The organism is Bradyrhizobium sp. 2TAF24 (genome assembly GCF_052115025.1).
In the GTDB taxonomy this organism is placed as follows: domain Bacteria; phylum Pseudomonadota; class Alphaproteobacteria; order Rhizobiales; family Xanthobacteraceae; genus Bradyrhizobium_A.
The window spans coordinates 1-17,737 of the sequence record NZ_JBFRFW010000043.1; the positions used below are offsets into that span (position 1 = coordinate 1).

The following is a 17,737-nucleotide window of genomic DNA, read 5'->3' on the forward strand; positions in this document are numbered from 1 at the left end:
TGTTTCTGTCTTTCGCCGGCCTGGTGGTTCTTGCGAGGAGCCCATACCCGATCCCATTCCGAACTCGGCCGTCAAATTCCTCCGCGCCAATGGTACTATGGCTCAAGCCCTGGGAGAGTAGGTCGCTGCCAGGCCTGCAAAGGACAGACGCTTCCTCTTTACGACACTCAAAACAAGAACGCCGCTTCCTCACGGAAGCGGCGTTTTTGCGTTTGAACGGATTTGTCGCAGCCGCAGCGATGTGCGCCAGGCGGCTCAGTGGCGACGCCGCATGATCCCGCAGTCGAGGCTTATGGCGCGGTGCCCGCGAGTACGTCGCGCAGCCATTCCAGCGGTGTCACGGCGCCACTGGAGACCTGGATGCCGAACTGGTTCACCAACTGCCAGTTGGTTCGGTTGATGAACAGCAGGAGATCCTGATTCAGCGGCAAGCCGCTGCCGTCGATCGTGATCAAGGCAGCGAACGCGCCGTCCAGCCAACTGATCATCAGGCCGTTTCTGCCATTGAAGAATTTGCCGGGTCCATCGCTGGCATTGAGCGTCCGCGGGACCGCCACCACGTTTGGCCGATATTTGCTGTTGCCGGCATTGCTCAACCAGTCCGGAATCTGACCGGCCGAGATCTGCATCCCATTGATGCTGAGTACGAGTGTCTGGCTGCAGACATTGAAGACGTAGACGTTGCCGCTCATCGCAATCTCCGTATGTGAAAAACGAAGCAGCTGCATGCCGCCTCGAGAGAAACATGGTCGCTGGAACGCCTGATGCGCTCGCGCCTGATGTGAACCGAGATGTCGAACGAGATTCCCCGGAGGGTCGGTATTGAAATGCGTGTCGTGTCGGAAGCGGTCGCATTCGACGGACAGATGGAAACGAACAGAAAACAGCCGGGACGCGGCTTCAGCCTAAGCTTGGATAATGCCGCGTCAATCGCGAATCGGCGACCTGGCGCCAGGCAGAAGCATAGGTTCCGATGTGCAGGACATGGATGGCGGTCCATATGTGATGCTGCCGCCACAATGAGCGCCGACGCTCGGCGCACCATGCGGCCGAACGGCGAACGCTCAGTCGCTCATCATCGGTTCAGGTTGCAATTGCTTAGCTCAGCCGGTCTGCAGCGGGACTCCGGGGTCTTCAAAATGCCCTGAACCGCGGCTCGGGGCCGGTCGACCAAATCGAGAATCGGCCGAACACTGCATGCACGTTTCAAGACGCCAACCAAAGAGGATACCACCATGAGCACTTTCACTCCGACGAGGCGGGCTACCTTGATGGCCACATGCTTCGTAATGGTCGCCGCTGCGGCATCGGGCAGCGCACTGGCGCAGGCGGCGAAGGATGCTCCCAGGCAGGCGGCGCCGGCGGCTACCCCCGCGGCTCCTCTTGCGGCCGCGGCGCAGCAGCCGGCCGAGATGAAGCAGATCGCCCTGAGCGACAAGCAGGTGGAAGGCGTGCTGGCCTCGCAGAAGGAGATGGACGCCATCACCGACAAGATCCCGCAGGCCGCGCAAGACAAGCCCGATCCCAAGGTGCAGGCGCAGCTTGACGCGGTTGCCAAGAAACACGGCTTTGCGAGCTACGGTGAGTACAGCGACGTCGTCGACAACATCTCGCTGGTGCTGTCGGGAATCGACCCCAAGACCAAGGCGTTCACCCAGCCGCCCGAGGCGCTGAAGAAGCAGATCGCCGCCATCCAGGCCGATGCGAAGATGCCCGCCAAGGACAAGAAGGCCGCGCTGGACGAGATGAATGCAGCGCTGAAGAGCACGCCGAATGTTCAGTTCCCGGATAATGTCGCMGTGGTCACCAAGAACTACGACAAGCTGAGTGCGGCGCTGCAGGAGGATCAGTAGCATCCGGCCTGTCCGGATTTGAGCGGGCCTCCGTGCGATGCAGCACGGAGGCTTTTTTTGGATCGTGCCATCTCCCGTTCCGTCGCGCTTCGTCTACACTGTGGTCAAAATCGAGGTCGTCGGGGAGGCGTCATGATCATGCTGAGCGGTATTGCGAGACTTGCTGTCCTGATGTTTCTCGGGATGTGGCCGGCGCTGGCTGCCGACGCGGAGGGGGGCAAATCCGCGGCCGATGCGGCCACTGCCGCGGTCCTGGCGTCGCCGAAGATCGCGAAAGCTTTCGCCGATATCAGGGCGGACGATCCCCGTGCGCTCGAGGAGCAGAAGCGGATCACCGAAATTCCGGCGCCGCCCTACAAGGAGAGGGTGCGCGGCGAATATCTGTTGAAGCGCTTCCAGGAGCTCGGCCTCAAGGACGCCGCCTTCGACAGCGAGGGCAACGTGATCGCCCTGCGCAAGGGCAGCGGCAGCGGGCGGCCCCGCCTGGTGGTCTCGGCGCATCAGGACACGGTCTTTCCGGAGGGGACCGACGTCACCGTGAAGGAGAAGGACGGCATGGTGCTCGCGCCCGGCATCGGGGACGATGCGCGCGGGCTCGCCGCGCTGCTGTCGCTGATCCAGGCCCTCAACACCAATCAGATCGCGACCGTCGGCGATATCCTGTTCGTCGCGACCGTCGGCGAGGAAGAGCTCGGCAACCTGCGCGGCGTCAAGGCGCTGTTCCGCGACCACAAGGACATCGATGGCTTCATCTCGATCGACGGACTCGGCATCTCGCGCGTGGTGAACCAGGGCACCGGCAGCCACCGCTATGAGATGATCTTCAGGGGGCCGGGCGGCCATTCGTTCCAGGAGTTCGGCCTGCCGAGTGCGACGCATGCGCTCGGCCGCGCCGTCGCTGAGATCGCCGAACTGCGGACACCGGCGGAACCGAAAACCACCTTTACCGTCGGCACCGTCACCGGCGGCACATCGGTCAACGCGATTGCGGCCGAGGCGCGCATGACCGTGGATATGCGCTCCAATTCCACGGAGGAGTTGCTGAAGCTTGAGGCGAGGCTGCTCGACGTCGTTCAAAAGGCGGTGGCCGACGAAAACAAGCGCTGGGGATCGGACCAGCTCAATGTCGAGATCAAGCTGATCGGGGATCGTCCGGCCGGCGTGGTGGCGGAGGATTCACCGATCGCGCTGGCCAGTCAGCGCGCTGTGATGACGCTGACCCGCGCGCCGCGGGTCACCTTTGCCGGCTCCAGCACGGACTCCAACCTTGCCATGTCGCTCGGCATTCCCGCAGTGACGATCGGCGGTGGCGGCGAGGGCGGCAACTGGCACTCGCGCAACGAGTGGTACAGGCCGGTCGATGCTTGGCTCGGCCCGCAGCACGCGCTGCTGGCCGCTGTGGTGCTGACGGGCCTCGACGGCGTCACCCAGCCGCTGCTCAAGATCCGGCCGCAATGAAATTGGCCGGCGCGCGACCTTTGCCCGCTTTCCAGGCGAAATGAACGCTGCGCCGGGGAGGCGCATGGGGCTAAGGGGCCTGATCGGCATTCCTCCCGGGGGGCAACGGCAATCCGGCGCTTGCTCGCTGTCCCGCACCGTGGCAAGCGAAGCCGACGCGCAACTGAGGAGCGCGGTTTCGAGGGCAAGGGGTGATATGATGTTCGACATGTCCAAGCGTGCCGTCATGCTGGCGGCTATCGTGAGCGTGATCCTGAGTGCCGGTCCGGGAGTGGCCAAGGACAAGGAATATAAATGGGGTGCTATCGCGGTTGACCTCGAAAAGCCCGATCAGGATCCCTATTACGGCATCGGCGGCGGCAACACCGAGGACGAGGCCAAGGAGAGTTCACTGCAGTTCTGCAGGGACGCCGGCGGCAAGGCCTGCAAGCCGGTCGTGGCCTATCAGGAGTGCGGTGCCTATGCCGCCAGCCGCAAAAACGGCGGATGGGGCATCAACACCACGCAGAAGACGGCCGAAGCCAAGGCGCTATCGGGGTGCGACGACGATTCCTGCAAGATCGTCGTGTCCGACTGCAATTAAAGCGTTTTCGAGCGAAGCATGCCCCCAGGCTCGATCCGGGGGTGGGCACCGGGTCACGTTCAGAAAACGCGTCAAAACAGATAGCCATAGGGCGCTCGTTTTGCTGGATCACAAACGTGTACTCGAAAGGGCTCCAAGTAGCCGCGCCTGCGCAGCGTTCACCGGCATGCCGTCGTCGATGGCATGCCGGTCCCCGGTCGTTCAGGCGTCGAACACCACGATGCTGCGCAGCGTCTTGCCGGCCTTCATGCTGGCAAAGCCGTCGTTGATCTCTGCAAGCGTGAGCCTCGCCGAGATCCAGTCGTCGAGATGCAGCTTGCCGCGCAGGTAGAAGTCGACCAGGCGAGGCATGTCGACACGGAAATGGTTCGATCCCATCGACGAGCCCTGGATGCGGCGCTCGCGCAGGAAATCGAAGCCGTGCAGCTCCACCTTCTGGCCGAACGGCACCATGCCGACGACGGTCGCGGTGCCGCCGGGGGCCAGCATTGCGAACGACTGCTCGACGGTTTCCTTCATGCCGAGCACCTCGAAGGCGTGCTGGACGCCGCCGTGGGTCAGCTCCTTGACCTGCGCGACCGGGTCGCCCTCCCTGGGATTGACGAGATCGGTGGCGCCGAGCTTGGCCGCGAGCTGCAGCTTGGCCGGGTTGGTGTCGATGGCGATGATGCGTCCGGCGCCGGCGATCGCCGCGCCGTTGACGGCGGCCATGCCGACGCCGCCACAGCCGATCACCGCCACGGTCTCGCCGGCGGCGACCTTTGCCGTGTTGACCACGGCGCCGTAGCCGGTGATCACGCCGCAGCCGATCAGCGCCGCGAGCTCGAGCGGCATGTCCTTGCGGATCCTGACGATGGCGTTCTCGTGCACCAGCATCTGCTCGGCGAACGACGACAGGTTCAGGAACTGGTGCATCGGTTCGCCGCCCTTCCAGCTCAGCCTTTTCGACTGGCCTGGCGCCATCTTCACATCGGTGTTGGTGCACAGCACCGTGCGGCCGGTCGCGCAGTTGTCGCAGGTGCCGCAGAACACCGAGAGGCAGGTCACGACATGGTCGCCTGGTGCCACATAGGTAACGTCGGAGCCGACCTGCTCGACCACGCCGGCGGACTCGTGGCCGAGCACGGCGGGGAGCGGGTGCGGATAGAGCCCCTCCATGAAATGCAGGTCGGAATGGCAGAGGCCGGCGACGCAGGTGCGGATCAGCACCTCGCGTGGACCCGGCTTCTGCAGGCTGACGTCTTCGATGGTGAGCGGGGTGTTCGGGGCGTGCAGGACGGCGGCCTTCATGACAGCATTTTCCTCGCGACGGTTCTTGTTATGGTCGGCGGCGCCCGCCGAAGCGGGGCTGCCGAGCTTGTCTCGCCCCGGCCGCAGGTCTCTTGCGTCGAGTGGCTGCGTCGGGCGACTGTGGGCGCGGCTCAGCTCTTGCCGAGTTCGATCAGAAGGCGGCTCATCAGGTAGAGGCGCGGCACGATCGAATCGGTGACGATGAATTCGTCGCGGGCGTGGTAGCCGAAGCCCGCGAGCCCCAGGCTTTCCAGCACCGTGGCCTTGCCGCCGCGGCTGGCGAAGCCGGCATCGGTGCCGCCGCCGGTCATCTCGACGATGGTCAGCGGCCGGTCGAGCTCGGCATAGATATCTTGGGCGCGCTTGGCGAGCGCGCGGCTGGCCTCGCCGCCGACGAAGGGCGGGCGCCCTTTGGCGATCCGGATGCTGGTTTCCGTATCGGGCACCAGCTTGCTGGAATTGACCTTGTCCTCCAGTGCGGCGCGCAGTTTCTCGGCGCCATCGCTGGCGGTCAGGCGGACGTCGCCGCTGGCCGTGGCCTTATCCGGGATCTGGTTGCGCACCGTGCCGGCCTGCGCCACCGTCCAGTTGAGCTGTACGCCGGGAATGGATTTGGCGACGTCGCGGGTCTGCAGCAACTGATGGGCGAGCTCGATAAGGGCGTTGCGGCCGAGATCCGGGGCGACGCCCGCATGCGAGGCGCGGCCTTTGACCTCCATGGTCACGGTCGTGGTGCCGCTGGCGCCGAGCAGCACCGAGTCGGGGCTGCCCGCGCGTCCGGCGAGCGTCGGCTCGCAGGACAGCACCACGTCGTGCTGGTCGGCGGCCTCGGCGATGATGTCACCCGAGCCGCCGGAGCCGACCTCCTCGTCGGGATTGAACATCACGGTCAGCCGGGCATAGTCACGCCAGCCGCTGTCCTTGAGGATCTTGAGCGCATGCAGCACCACGGCCAGGCCGCCCTTGTCGTCGGCGATCCCCGGGCCATAGATCCGGTTGCCGTCGACGCGATACGGTTGGGTGGCGAGGATGCCGGTCTGATAGACCGTATCCATATGGCCGATCAGCATCAGCTTGCGCGTGCCGGTGCCGTCCAGCGTGCCGACCACGATGTCGGCGCCGGCGCCAGCGGTGGTCTTGCGCCGTTCGGTCTTGAAGCCGAGGGCCTTCAGCCGCCCCTCGGTGAGATCGGCCATCCTGGCAAGGCCCGCGACATCGCTGCTGCCGGATTCGATCATCACCATGTCGTGCAGGGTGTCGATCAACGCCTGTTGTTCCTGCTCGGCCGCAGCCTTCAGCCTGGCATCCGGTGCCGCTTGCGCCGGGGCCGCGCATGCCCAGCCAATCGCGAGCACTGACGCAAGGCGCGGAACATTTTGAAGAAAATTTGCCATGGGACCATTTCCGATCTGCATTCGGGAGAAGCAGGCTAGCAGGCGGTCGGCGTTTTGCCAGCGGGCGTCTGCGGATTCCGGGTGGCAGCGCGGGCGCATTCGCGCCAGGATGGCAAGAATCTCCAAGTGTGTGCCGCGGCGCACCATGATAATCTCAATGACATGCCCCAGGGTTTCACCATGTTTGACACTGCGATCGGCCGATGCGGCATCGCATGGGGTGGGCATGGCATCATTGGTGTGCAGTTGCCGCTCCCGAAGGACGTCCAGACCCGTAACCGGCTGCGCCAGCGCTATGGCGATCTGGAGGAGTGCAGCCCGCCGCCGGCCGTGCGCGAGGCCATCATCGGCATGGTTGCGCTGATGAATGGCGAGGCGCGGGATCTCTCCCAGATTCGGCTCGATGTCGCCGGCGTGCCGGACTTCAACTGCAAGGTCTATGACATCGCCCGCGGCATTCCCGCCGGCAAGACCCTGACCTATGGCGATATCGCCAAACGCCTCGGCGGCGTCGAGCTGTCGCGCGATGTCGGCCAGGCACTCGGGCAGAATCCCTATCCGATCATCGTGCCTTGCCACCGCGTGCTGGCGGCTGGTGGCAAGCCGGGCGGTTTCTCGGCCAATGGTGGTGTAGTGACCAAGCTGAAGATGCTGGAGATCGAAGGGGCGTATGTGAACTATACGCCGTCGCTGTTCGATTTCGATCCGGGAGAGCCGCGCGGGCCGCGGCCGGGGCGGTCTTCATGAGCGCGGCCTTCCTCCAGCAAGGACCGGTGTCGGTCACCGATTATCGCTGCAGCCTCGGCCCGCACGATATCCCGTTCACCGAGGTGCACAACGGCTTCTCCATCGCCTATGTCCGCAAGGGCAGTTTTGCCTGCGAGGCGCTGGGCCAGAGTTATGATCTCGTTGCCGGCTCGCTGCTGGTCGGTCGACCCGGCGACGAATATGTCTGCAGCCATGAGCACCATGCCTGCGGCGACGAGTGCCTGCATTTTCAGTTCGCACCAGAGCTTGCGGAGACGCTCGCTCCCGATCCGGAGACATGGCGCGCCGCGGCGATGCCGCCGCTGCCCGAACTGATGGTCGCGGGCGAGCTGGCGCAGGCGGTCGCCGACGACCGCAGCGATCTCGGGCTCGACGAGGTCGGCCTGCTGCTGGCCTCGCGTTTTGCCGAAGCCATGACCGGAACGAAGCGGGCGCGCGGCCGGATCCGCGCCGCGGATCGCCGCCGCGTGGTGGAAACGGCACTGTGGATCGACGCCTATTCCCACCGTGCCATCGATCTCGACAGCGCCGCGGGCAAGGCCGAGCTGAGCGCATTTCATTTCCTGCGCCTGTTCACCCGGGTGCTCGGGGTCAGCCCGCATCAGTATCTGGTGCGGTCGCGGCTGCGCCGCGCGGCGCGGCTGCTCGCCGAGGACGAGCGCGCGATCACTGACGTGGCGTTCGACGTCGGTTTCGGCGATCTCTCGAACTTCGTGCGCACCTTCCACCGCGCCGCCGGCGTGTCGCCGCGCGGCTTCCGTCGCATGGCCAAGGGCGATCGCCAGCTGGTGCAGGCACGGCTCGCCGCGACGCTGGTCTAGCGCTGCTGTCCCGCGCAAGTTTGTCCAAGTGTTCGGCGCCGCATGCGCCCTATCGTGACGCTCTCTCGACAACAGGAGATCGTCATGTACGACCATATTGGACTACGGGTGAAGGACCTCGCCGCCAGCGTGCGCTTCTATGAAGCAGCGCTCGCGGGCCTTGGCCATGTGCTGTGCTCGCGCGATACGAACGGTGCCGGCCTCGGGCCAAAGGATGCGCCGGCGCTGTGGCTGCATCTTGCCAAGGCATCGCCGGCCACTGGCACCCATGTCGCCTTCCAGGCGCCGAACCGCAGGGCCGTCGATCAGTTCCATGCGGAGGGACTGAAGGCCGGCGGCAAGGACAATGGCGCGCCAGGGCTGCGGGCGGATTACAGCCCGACCTATTACGCCGCGTTCCTGATCGATCCCGACGGCAACAATGTCGAAGCGGTCTGTTTGAAATAGGAGGCTGCGATGGGATCGGTTTGCAAGGAATTCAGTGTGGCTGCGCCGGCCGACCGGGTGTGGGCGGCGCTTGCCGATTTCGGCGCGCTCGCGACGCGCCTGGTGCCGGGCTTCGTCACCGCCTGTCGTCTTGAGGATGAACACACGCGCATTGTGACTTTCAGCAACGGTATGGAGGCGCGCGAGATCTTGGTCGACCGTGATGCCGCGCGGCGGCGGCTGGTCTATGCCGTGGTCGGCGGCCAGCTGACGCAGCACAGCGCCTCCGCCCAGGTGTTTGCCGAGGGCGATGGTGCCTGCCGCTTTGTCTGGACCGCGGATTTCCTGCCGAACGCGCTCGGTGGCTATCTCGCGGCGCAGATGGAGCTCGGCGTCGTCGCGATGAAGGCGGCGCTGGAGAAGGAGGCGGCCGCGGCGGGATCGTAACGAAACAGCAGGAACTCTTCATGGTGAGGAGCGCGGCAAAGCCGCGTGTCTCGAACCATGAGGTCCGGCGGTGGCTGTGGCCTCATCCTTCGAGACGCCAGCGGAGCCTGTCATCGGGCCGCGCTTCGCGCGGACCCGTTGGCGGGCTCCTCAGGATGAGGAGGAACGCGGAGCGCGCTGCCCACGTTCAGCGCTATGGCTCGTTCACGTCAATTGAACCACTTGTCGTAGGTCGCCTGGTAGCTGCCGTTCTCGCGGATGATGTGCAGCCACTGGTCGACGAAGGCCTTGAGCGCCACATCGCGCTGCAGCCAGTAGGCTTTCTCGGCGAAGTCGAACGGTTTGTCCGGATGCACCGCGCACAGCACGCCGGGGTGCAGCTTCTGCTGATAGCGCGTCTCCGAGGCATCCGTCATCATCAGGTCGGCATGGCCGCTGGCGATCTGATCGAAAATGGTGACGTTGTCGGGATAGACCTCGATCTGCGCCGCCTTGATGTGGGCGCGCGCAAAACGTTCGTTGGTGCCGCCGGGATTGACGATGACCTTGGTGCCGGGCTTGTCGATGTCGGCGAGGCTGTCGAACCTGGCCGCATCGGCGCAACGGGCGATCGGCGTCTTGCCTTCGCGCATGAGGGCGGTGGAGAACAGCCCCTTTTTCTGGCGGTCGAGGGTAATGGAGACGCCGCCGGCGGCCATGTCGAAGGCGCCGGCCTCGAAATCTCGGGTCATGGTCGGCCAGCTCGTCGGCACGAACTCGACCTTGACGCCGAGCGCCTGTCCCAGCGCCTGCGCCATGTCGACGTCGAAGCCCTCGAAGCTCGACGTGGTCTTGTTGAGGGAGGTGAAGGGCCGGTAGTCGCCGGTCATGCCGACGCGCAGCGTGCCGCGGCTGATGATGTCGTCGAGGCGTGACGGGGAGGGAGATTGGGCCAGCGCGCCGCTGGCAAGCATGGCGAGCGCGGCTGCCGCCGCTGGGATCGTCCACCGCATCGCGTGTTCTCCCGGTCATCGTGAGAGACCGCCGGCGATCGCAGCAAGGTGCGCCGCCGGCGGTGAGCAGGATCAGGCCGCGATGATCTCCTGGCGCTGTGCGCCGAGACCATCGATGCCGAGGGTGACGATGTCGCCAATATTGAGGAACTTGGGCGGCTTCATGCCGCCGCCGACGCCCGGCGGGGTGCCGGTGGTGACGATGTCACCGGGCAGCAGGGTCATGAACTGCGAGACGTAGGCGATGCACTTGGCGACCGTGAAGATCATGGTCGAGGTGTTGCCGGTCTGGCGGCGCTCGCCGTTGACGTCGAGCCACATGCCGAGCTTCTGCGGGTCGGCGATTTCATCCTTGGTCACGAGCCACGGGCCGACCGGGCCGAAGGTGTCGTGCGACTTGCCCTTGGTCCAGGTGCCGCCGCGCTCGAGCTGGAAGTTGCGCTCGGAGACGTCGTTGCACACCGCATAGCCGGCGACGTGATTGAGGGCATCCGCTTCGCTGACATAGCGGGCGCGGGTGCCGATCACGGCGGCGAGCTCGACTTCCCAGTCGAGCTTGGTGGAACCGCGCGGCTTCTCGGTTGCGTCGTTCGGGCCGCACAGGCTGGTGTTGGCCTTGAGGAAGAAGATCGGCTCCGGCGGGATCGGCATGCCGGATTCGGCGGCGTGGTCGGCATAGTTCAGGCCGATGGCGACGAACTTGGAGATGGCGGTGACAGGCGCACCGAACCGCGGGTTGCCGTCCACCAGCGGCAGCGATGCCGGATCGATCTTGGCGAGCTTGGCAAGGCCTTCCGGCGATACGGTCTCTCCGGTGATGTCCTTGATGTGTGCCGACAGATCGCGGATACGGCCGGCGCTGTCGAGCAGGCCGGGCTTTTCCTGGCCGGCGGCGCCATAGCGTACGAGTTTCATGGTGGTTCTCCCGTTGGGCGTGTGCTGGCCGTTTTTTGAAGCAGTCAGCGTCAAAATTCAACCGCGCTCCGGCATGGTGGCTGCGCCCCATCATATGGGACGAGGGTGCGTGCCCTCAGGCAATCAGGCGGAACGCGTCGCCGTCGCGCACGAGATGGCCGATGTCGAAATGGCCGCCGATCACCCGCGTCGGCGTGTCGGCGAAGCGCGCGAACAACGCGTGTCGGGTGCGGATCGCCTGCGCCGGATCGTGATCGACGGTGGACGACCAGTCGAGATGCGCCATCTGCACCGGATGGTGTGCCGCGTCGCCCATCAGCAGCAGACTTTCACCTTCGGATTCGATCAGCACGCTGAGATGGCCGGGGCTGTGGCCGGGTGTCGGCAGCAGCGTCAGCTCCTCGCACACCCTGGTCTCAGGGCCGATCAGCTCGGCCCGTCCAGCATCGACGATCGGCTGCACGGAATCGAGGAACGACACCGGTGGATGCGCTGCGTCGTCCTGATGCGCGGCCCAGTGTTCGTACTCGGTCTTCCCGAACAGGTAGCGCGCGTTGACAAAGGTCGGCACCCAGCGGTCGCCCTCGATGCGTGTGTTCCAGCCGACATGGTCGACATGGAGATGGGTGCAGAGCACGAGATCGATGCTCTCCGGCGGGTAGCCCGCGCTGGTGAGTTGTTGCAGGAACGGCGTGTTCAGCCCGTTCCATACCGGCACATGGCGGCCCTGCTTGTCGTTGCCGAGACCGGTGTCGACGATGATGCGCCGTGTCGGCGTCTCGACGATCAGCGAATGGATCGTCATCCGCAGGCGACCCTGGTCGTTGGCGAAGCGCGGCACCAGCCAGGGCAGCTTGCGCGCTTCCTCGGTGGAGGCCTGGGGCAGGATGAATCGGGTGCCGCCGGTGGTGTCGATCTCGACGATCTTGGTGACCTTGACCTTGCCGACGGTCCACTGCATCCGGCGCCTCTCCTTGTGGTCCCGCAGATCGCTGCCGCGACGATTGGCGCGCGGACCTGTGATCCGCGCGCGATGATGCTGTGACTACAGTGTGCCGGGAAATGCGCCGCCGTCGAGCAGGATGTTCTGCCCGGTGATGTAGCCGGACTTGGCGCCGCACAGGAAGGCGCAGGCGAGGCCGAACTCCTCGGGATCGCCGAAGCGGCCTGCCGGGTTCTCGCTGGCGCGCTGGCGCATGATCTCGTCGGGCGTGACGCCCGCGACCTTGGCCTGGTTGGTGCTCACCGTGCGCAGGCGATCGGTGTCGAACGGTCCCGGCAGCAGCGCATTGATGGTGACGTTGTGCCGCACGGTCTTGCGCGACAGGCCGGCGACGAAGCCGGTGAGGCCGGTGCGCGCGCCGTTGGAGAGGCCGAGCACGTCGATCGGCGCCTTCACCGCCGCCGAGGTGATGTTGACGATGCGCCCGAACTTCCGCGCGATCATGTGGTCGACCGTCGCCTTGATCAGCTCGATCGGGGTCAGCATGTTGGCGTCGAGCGCCTTGATCCAGTCGTCGCGGGTCCAGTTGCGGAAGTCGCCCGGCGGCGGCCCGCCGGCGTTGTTGACGAGGATGTCCGGCTGCGGACAGGCGGCGAGCGCCGCGGCGCGCCCTTCGGGCGTCGTGATGTCGGCGGCGACCGTCTTGACCTCTAGTCCGGGATGGGCGCGGCGGATCTCGTCGGCGGTGCGCTCCAGCGCCTCGGCCCCGCGGGCCACCAGCGTCACATGCACGCCCTCGTCGGCCAGCGCCACCGCGCAGGCGCGGCCGAGGCCCTTGCTCGCGGCGCAGACCAGCGCCCGCCGTCCTGAAATGCCCAGATCCACTGTTGTGCTCCCGTGTTCTTGTTCCTCGGCCCGCGGTCCATGCGCCGTTGTGACGGTGGCAAAGCCTGAGCCAGCCATGCTTCATGTTTTCGCTGCCGCCGCAAGGCGGACATAACGCGAACGGAATCAAGGCTTTGCGAGGCATGGGGGAAACGTCACAAATTCATGAAAAAGATCGGTGTGGCCCCTTTCCAAATCCCGGTTCGATTGGTACATACGCCTCGCAACCGCGGGCTTTGCCCCGGACGCCTTCTCTGGACCCTCCGGACAAGCGGGATCAGCGCCTTGATCACCAAGGTCGCTGCCATCACCGTTCTTCGGAAATGGTTTTTCGACAGGGCACGCACGGATTGACGCGGGGTGGAGCAGCCCGGTAGCTCGTCAGGCTCATAACCTGAAGGTCATAGGTTCAAATCCTATCCCCGCAACCAACCATTAAGCCCTTGAAATCATTTTGATTTCGAGGGCTTTTTGCATTGTAAATCTGTGAGCCGCAAACACATCGATGACGAATGGGGGCAGTGAAAGTCCTTCCATTGCCTCGATCGCGCTCGCCCATCCCCCTCAAGAAAACCTTCGCGGAGCTGTCGCTTGAGGCGCAGCATTTTCTGACTGCGTTCGTTCGCGCACTGGCACGCGCCACTGCAAACGAAAATTACGACATTGCGATGCAGAGGTCGGCTGTGGGAAAGGCAAAGTCTCGTCTTAGATCCAATCAAGATATTTCTACAGGCGGGCGCCTTTCACTGGAGCCTCGATCTACTTTTGAATCAGTAGCACCCAAGAACGGCGGTCGCGCTGATGAGCAAAGCGTCGGCATTGTGAGTTACCCATCGACGGTGCTTTCAGTCCTTGCGAGCAAACTTTATCTCAGTGCTTGCTATGTGTGGAAACTGGTTTGATGCCGGACACCATAATCAAAAAGAGCTCTTTGGAGGACACAGCGTGCCGCCATAGACGCGCGCTTGATAACCTCTGAGATGCCGACATTCGACGTTCGGAAAAGCACGCAATCATTGAAAAGTTTCGAGCTAAGCCAAAGGGAAAATGCCTTCACCCTGATGGATTGCCGAGCTTCTGATTCTCAAATGGTAGCGGCGCTTTCGCTACGGGAAGAGGCTTGGTTTCAACCGTAGAATTCAGTGCGCGGTCACCGTGGTTCCTGAGCAAGCTGGCGCTCAGCCGGAAGCACATACTCAACCTTATTTTGAATGAATGGAAAGCACGACCATGGATTGCAAGCGGCGGCTGTTATAGGTAAAGTCAACGACGCGGACTAGGCGTTTTTCTGAATATTTTAGGCGTTTTTCTCAATGTTTTATGGAGGAAGGCCATGCCTGATAATATCACCGTCCGAGTTGCCAAGGGTGTGAAAGTCAATATTGAGGAAGTAGAGGCGCTGAAAGATGCGGATCCTCGCATTCCCGATGATCGAAACGTCATCATCGAGACGCCGAACAGCCTGAAGGTTGCAGTAAAAGGTTCCGATTCTGCTGATCTCAAGGCCAAGGCTTCGGTGATCTTGAGGTGCGGCTAATAGCCGACAAAGACCCTGAGACGCTAAAGGACCGGAGGCGTTGATGCGCGCTCTCGATCGGCCTCGCCTCCGGCACTGCACCATGATCACAGAACCGGAACAACCTTACATTACCTTAGTTGTAGGGAGGAAGCACTTTCAATTGGAGTTGCTTCAAGGAGGCCTACCAAGCTTCTTTCATCTGAAGAGCTATTTCGATGGGCGTCATACGATTCAAGACATAAGCAAAGCCACGGGAGTTAGTGAGGGGGACATTATCGAGGTGGCTGATGCTTTCGATTCGGCCGGTCTCCTTCAGCTCCGTACTAATACTGCCGAAATTCCCGTTGATGATTTTCTTCGCTCGGTCGAGGATACTTCGATCATGTGGCGGAGACAGATAGATTTACATGGCCTTTTCGGTCGACTGGAGGCTGGTCTTTGCAGGAGGGAAGTGTTTATCGGGTTGCTGCTTGAGACCTACCACTACGTGCGGCTCCTATCCCCAACGCTGCTGAGAGTTGCCAACGATTGGGAAGATTCACTCATTCGTCAGACGGTAATCGAATATGCGATGGAGGAGATGGAGCATTATCGTTCTTATGAAGCCGCATTGGACAAGATTGATCGACTTTCCGGCCATGTCGCCAGCAGCTATCCCACAATTGGTACGTTATCATTGATCCGAAATTTTGAATCTATCGGTATGAGAAGCTGCCTCTCGCTGGTCTGCTGCCTTCAATTGATTGAGGCGCGCGCGTTCGAAGCTGACGATGCAGAAGATCATCTCCTTCGTATCGCCAGGAAATACGACTTGGAGAAAGTCGTGGAAGTGTTCATAGCTCATATGCGTAGCGATCTTGGATTAATGCATGCCAATCTATTGACGACCGCGCTGCGAGGCACCTCAGTCATAGCGGAAAATGCCGCTCATGAAGCCGTCAACGACATGCACGACATCAAGCACTGCTTCGACGAATTCCACGACAGTATCGAAAAATACTATGATGACGTATCGAACTATATACCTCGACCGCAGGTCGACTATTTCGCATTGTGATTTTCCGACTTCGTAAATTCTTCCCAGGGATCCCCGTCTTTGCGTGCTGGCATTCCAAAACGGTCGTCGACGGGTTGAGACTCGCACCCGCTTCCGAAGCTTGAGCGGATTGCGCTGTCCAGATCCCTTATAATTTCAGGGACATCATAATCGGCGCGAGTCTGTGGGGCGGCTGTTGCGCCTTCCCGCAACCAACCTTTCTTGCTTGGCAACGCCGGCCACATCAGCCGCCTTCAAGGGGCGGCTTTTTTTATCCGCGAGTGATCACGGTTGTGCCGACCCTTGCGGCATGTGGTCGGCGACGGTCGTTGCATCCTCTGGGCCGTCGTGCCGCGCGGATGATCGCGGGCGCGGCGCCCGATCGTGTCGCTGCGTCTCGATCGCAAGGCCGTTCTGATCGCGCATCCCAATACCGTCTTTACAGTCACTTACATCGCGCCGCGGTGTTTCGTGGACAAATTTGCGTTCGGGTGACCAAGCACGCTCCAGAATAACGTCGTGCGAGTCGGTTTCTGGAAGTAGGCGATCATGGCCGACGGACCGCCAGCGCCGTTGGAGTGGACATGAGCTTTTTTGGAATGCGGCCGGCAGTGCCGACGGTGACCCCGGTTGTTCGTTATGCCTCTCGCACCAGCGGCCTGGCGGCGGCTCTGCTGGTCAGCACGGCGCTCACCGCGCCCGCATTCGCCGATGGCGGCCAATCGGGTTTCTTTGTCGATGTGCTCAACAGTCTTGAGTACTACAACCTCGGGGGCGGCGATCAATTCACATCCCCTGGGTGGGACGGCACCAGTGCTGGGGGCAACCATGTCGCGGGTGGCGGTGGCGGCGGCGCTGGCAGGACCGGCGGCAACGGCGGCGCGAGCGCGCGCGGACCAGTCGCTGGCGTTGTGGGAGGGAGAGGAGGTGTATCTCCCGGCGAGAACGGCGGCGGTGGCGGGACCGACACCGATGGCTCCGGAAGCGGCGGCGGCGGCGGCTCGCACGGCTTTGTCGGCGGCGCCTTGCCGACATCGAGCGCCTACGGCGGCTATGGCGGTAACGGTGGCGATGCCTTTGATGGCCATGGCGCGTCGCAGCCGGCCGCCGGAGGCGGTGGAGCCGGCGGTTACGGCGCCGTCGTTAGCGGGGGCAGCTCGTATCTGGCTGGCACGTTGTCGGTCGATGTGATTGGCGGCGATGGTGGCGCGGGTGGTTCTGGTTACACCGGCCAGCCCGCAAGTGGCGGCGTCGGCGGCAGCGGCGGCATCGGACTGCTCTTTACTCCGAACAATGGCGTCCGTGGTGCCGCGTTCACGATCAACGGCACGGTGAGGGGCGGCGAGGGTGGCGCGGGTGGTTTTCATGGCTTCGGCGGGGGCGGCGGCGATGCGCTGTCCATCTCGGCCACTGGGACCGGCCAGACACAGTTCACGATCAATGGTGTGGTGGCGGGTGGCAATGGCGGTTCTGCCAATGACTTCAGCGGTGGAGGTGGCGTCGGGCTGTCCGCGCGGGGCAACGGCCAGGGCGTGTTCCAGATCACGGTCAATGGCGCGGTCTCCGGCGGCAATGCCGGCAGCGTGCCCCCGACCGGTCACGCCGGCAGCGGCGGGGCTGGCCTCGTTGGGTCGAACGTTCTGGTCATCATGGGCGCCGGTGGCAGCATCAGCGGAGGAATCAACGCGAGCGGGGTGCAAGCCAACGCCATCCAGTTCGTCGGCGGCAGCGTCAACTACCTGGCCTTCACTGGCCCGACCTCGCAGCTGACTGGTGGCATCAGCCTCAACAACTCCATGACGTCCTCAGGTCTGATGATGATCACGGATGTCGCCACGGTGGTTGACAACGTCATCTCCGGCCACGGCGCCATCGCCAAAAACGGCGCGGGGACCCTCACGCTGACCGGAGCCAATACCTATTCCCAGGACACCACTGTCATAGGCGGCACGCTGCAGCTGTCCGGAGCCGGCACGCTGGGAAATGTCGCCAACCAGACCTTCGTTGGGCCGACGGCCACGCTCGATCTCGGCGGCACCACCCAGACACAAAGCGCCGTGCAGCTCGACGGCGGCACGATCCGCAACGGCAGCCTGAATGCGCCGATCAGCTCCACCGGCGGCACCATCCAGAACCTCGGCGGCACGGCGAGTCTGACCACCACCAGCGGTGTGACGGCGCTGCAGGGCACGCTCGGCTATTCCGGCGCCACCGTCGTCAATGGCGGCACGCTGGACGTGCAGGGCACGATCACCCACACGGCGTCGGTGACCGTCAATTCCGGCGGCACGCTGATGGGCCGCGGCATCATCGATCCGCCCTTCGTCACCATCAACAGCGGCGCCACCTTCGCGCCGGGGGGCGGTACGCCCGGCAGCTCGACCGGCATCGTCGGCGATCTCGCCCT

17 protein-coding genes, 1 tRNA gene and 1 rRNA gene are annotated in these 17,737 nt (G+C 63.7%); 12 read left to right on the plus strand and 7 right to left on the minus strand.

The window, feature by feature from the left end; genetic code table 11:
• Positions 1-19 precede the first annotated feature (19 nt).
• A 5S ribosomal RNA gene (gene rrf, locus AB4Z37_RS32520) occupies positions 20-134 on the plus strand.
• 156 nt (positions 135-290) lie between these two features.
• Here rrf and AB4Z37_RS32525 read toward each other — a convergent pair.
• Positions 291-692, minus strand: a complete 402-nt coding sequence (locus tag AB4Z37_RS32525) for a hypothetical protein (protein ID WP_441520801.1) — start codon at positions 690-692, stop codon at positions 291-293.
• A 543-nt stretch (positions 693-1,235) separates the two neighbouring features.
• Between AB4Z37_RS32525 and AB4Z37_RS32530 the strand changes: the two genes are divergently transcribed.
• From AB4Z37_RS32530 to AB4Z37_RS32540, 3 genes are all read left to right on the plus strand, one after another.
• A complete protein-coding gene (locus AB4Z37_RS32530; protein WP_441520802.1) occupies positions 1,236-1,853 on the plus strand; it encodes a hypothetical protein in 618 nt (205 codons plus the stop codon).
• A 132-nt stretch (positions 1,854-1,985) separates the two neighbouring features.
• Positions 1,986-3,311: a M20/M25/M40 family metallo-hydrolase gene (locus AB4Z37_RS32535; protein ID WP_441520803.1), complete on the plus strand. Its 1,326-nt coding sequence runs from the start codon at positions 1,986-1,988 to the stop codon at positions 3,309-3,311.
• A gap of 208 nt (positions 3,312-3,519) precedes the next feature.
• On the plus strand, positions 3,520-3,894 hold the full coding sequence (locus tag AB4Z37_RS32540; protein ID WP_441520804.1) for a DUF4189 domain-containing protein: 375 nt from the start codon (positions 3,520-3,522) through the stop codon (positions 3,892-3,894).
• Between the two features lie 201 nt (positions 3,895-4,095).
• Here the strand turns inward: AB4Z37_RS32540 and AB4Z37_RS32545 are convergent, their stop codons facing one another.
• Positions 4,096-5,184 carry a Zn-dependent alcohol dehydrogenase gene (locus AB4Z37_RS32545; protein ID WP_441520805.1) on the minus strand — a complete coding sequence of 363 codons (1,089 nt, stop codon included), beginning with the start codon at positions 5,182-5,184 and terminating at the stop codon, positions 4,096-4,098.
• 131 nt (positions 5,185-5,315) lie between these two features.
• On the minus strand, positions 5,316-6,578 hold the full coding sequence (locus tag AB4Z37_RS32550; protein WP_441520806.1) for a M20/M25/M40 family metallo-hydrolase: 1,263 nt from the start codon (positions 6,576-6,578) through the stop codon (positions 5,316-5,318).
• A gap of 180 nt (positions 6,579-6,758) precedes the next feature.
• Between AB4Z37_RS32550 and AB4Z37_RS32555 the strand changes: the two genes are divergently transcribed.
• From AB4Z37_RS32555 to AB4Z37_RS32570, 4 genes are all read left to right on the plus strand, one after another.
• Positions 6,759-7,325: a methylated-DNA--[protein]-cysteine S-methyltransferase gene (locus AB4Z37_RS32555; protein ID WP_441520807.1), complete on the plus strand. Its 567-nt coding sequence runs from the start codon at positions 6,759-6,761 to the stop codon at positions 7,323-7,325.
• A complete protein-coding gene (locus tag AB4Z37_RS32560; RefSeq protein ID WP_441520808.1) occupies positions 7,322-8,167 on the plus strand; it encodes a helix-turn-helix transcriptional regulator in 846 nt (281 codons plus the stop codon). Before AB4Z37_RS32555 ends, AB4Z37_RS32560 begins: the two co-directional genes overlap by 4 nt.
• 84 nt (positions 8,168-8,251) lie before the next feature.
• Positions 8,252-8,614, plus strand: coding sequence for a VOC family protein (locus AB4Z37_RS32565; protein WP_441520809.1), 363 nt, complete (start codon positions 8,252-8,254; stop codon positions 8,612-8,614).
• Between the two features lie 9 nt (positions 8,615-8,623).
• The gene (locus tag AB4Z37_RS32570; RefSeq protein WP_441520810.1) at positions 8,624-9,040 is read left to right on the plus strand and encodes an SRPBCC family protein; all 417 of its coding nucleotides are present in this window, start codon (positions 8,624-8,626) and stop codon (positions 9,038-9,040) included.
• Between the two features lie 209 nt (positions 9,041-9,249).
• Here the strand turns inward: AB4Z37_RS32570 and AB4Z37_RS32575 are convergent, their stop codons facing one another.
• The 4 genes from AB4Z37_RS32575 to AB4Z37_RS32590 form a co-directional block, all read right to left on the minus strand.
• Positions 9,250-10,032 (minus strand): transporter substrate-binding domain-containing protein, encoded by a 783-nt coding sequence (locus AB4Z37_RS32575; RefSeq protein ID WP_441520811.1) that lies wholly within the window; start codon positions 10,030-10,032, stop codon positions 9,250-9,252.
• A gap of 72 nt (positions 10,033-10,104) precedes the next feature.
• A complete protein-coding gene (locus AB4Z37_RS32580) occupies positions 10,105-10,947 on the minus strand; it encodes a fumarylacetoacetate hydrolase family protein (RefSeq protein ID WP_211966486.1) in 843 nt (280 codons plus the stop codon).
• A gap of 115 nt (positions 10,948-11,062) precedes the next feature.
• A complete protein-coding gene (locus tag AB4Z37_RS32585; protein WP_441520812.1) occupies positions 11,063-11,908 on the minus strand; it encodes an MBL fold metallo-hydrolase in 846 nt (281 codons plus the stop codon).
• An 84-nt stretch (positions 11,909-11,992) separates the two neighbouring features.
• Entirely contained in the window at positions 11,993-12,775 is a 783-nt protein-coding gene (locus tag AB4Z37_RS32590) for an SDR family oxidoreductase (RefSeq protein ID WP_441520813.1), read from the minus strand.
• A 354-nt stretch (positions 12,776-13,129) separates the two neighbouring features.
• Here AB4Z37_RS32590 and AB4Z37_RS32595 point away from each other — a divergent pair.
• The 4 genes from AB4Z37_RS32595 to AB4Z37_RS32610 all read left to right on the plus strand — a co-directional run.
• Positions 13,130-13,206, plus strand: a tRNA-Met gene (locus AB4Z37_RS32595).
• A 902-nt stretch (positions 13,207-14,108) separates the two neighbouring features.
• Positions 14,109-14,312 (plus strand): hypothetical protein, encoded by a 204-nt coding sequence (locus tag AB4Z37_RS32600; protein ID WP_441520814.1) that lies wholly within the window; start codon positions 14,109-14,111, stop codon positions 14,310-14,312.
• Positions 14,313-14,355: 43 nt separating this feature from the next.
• Positions 14,356-15,351, plus strand: a complete 996-nt coding sequence (locus AB4Z37_RS32605; RefSeq protein WP_441520815.1) for a hypothetical protein — start codon at positions 14,356-14,358, stop codon at positions 15,349-15,351.
• Between the two features lie 563 nt (positions 15,352-15,914).
• On the plus strand, positions 15,915-17,737 hold a 1,823-nt coding region (locus AB4Z37_RS32610; RefSeq protein WP_441520816.1), incomplete at its 3' end, for an autotransporter-associated beta strand repeat-containing protein.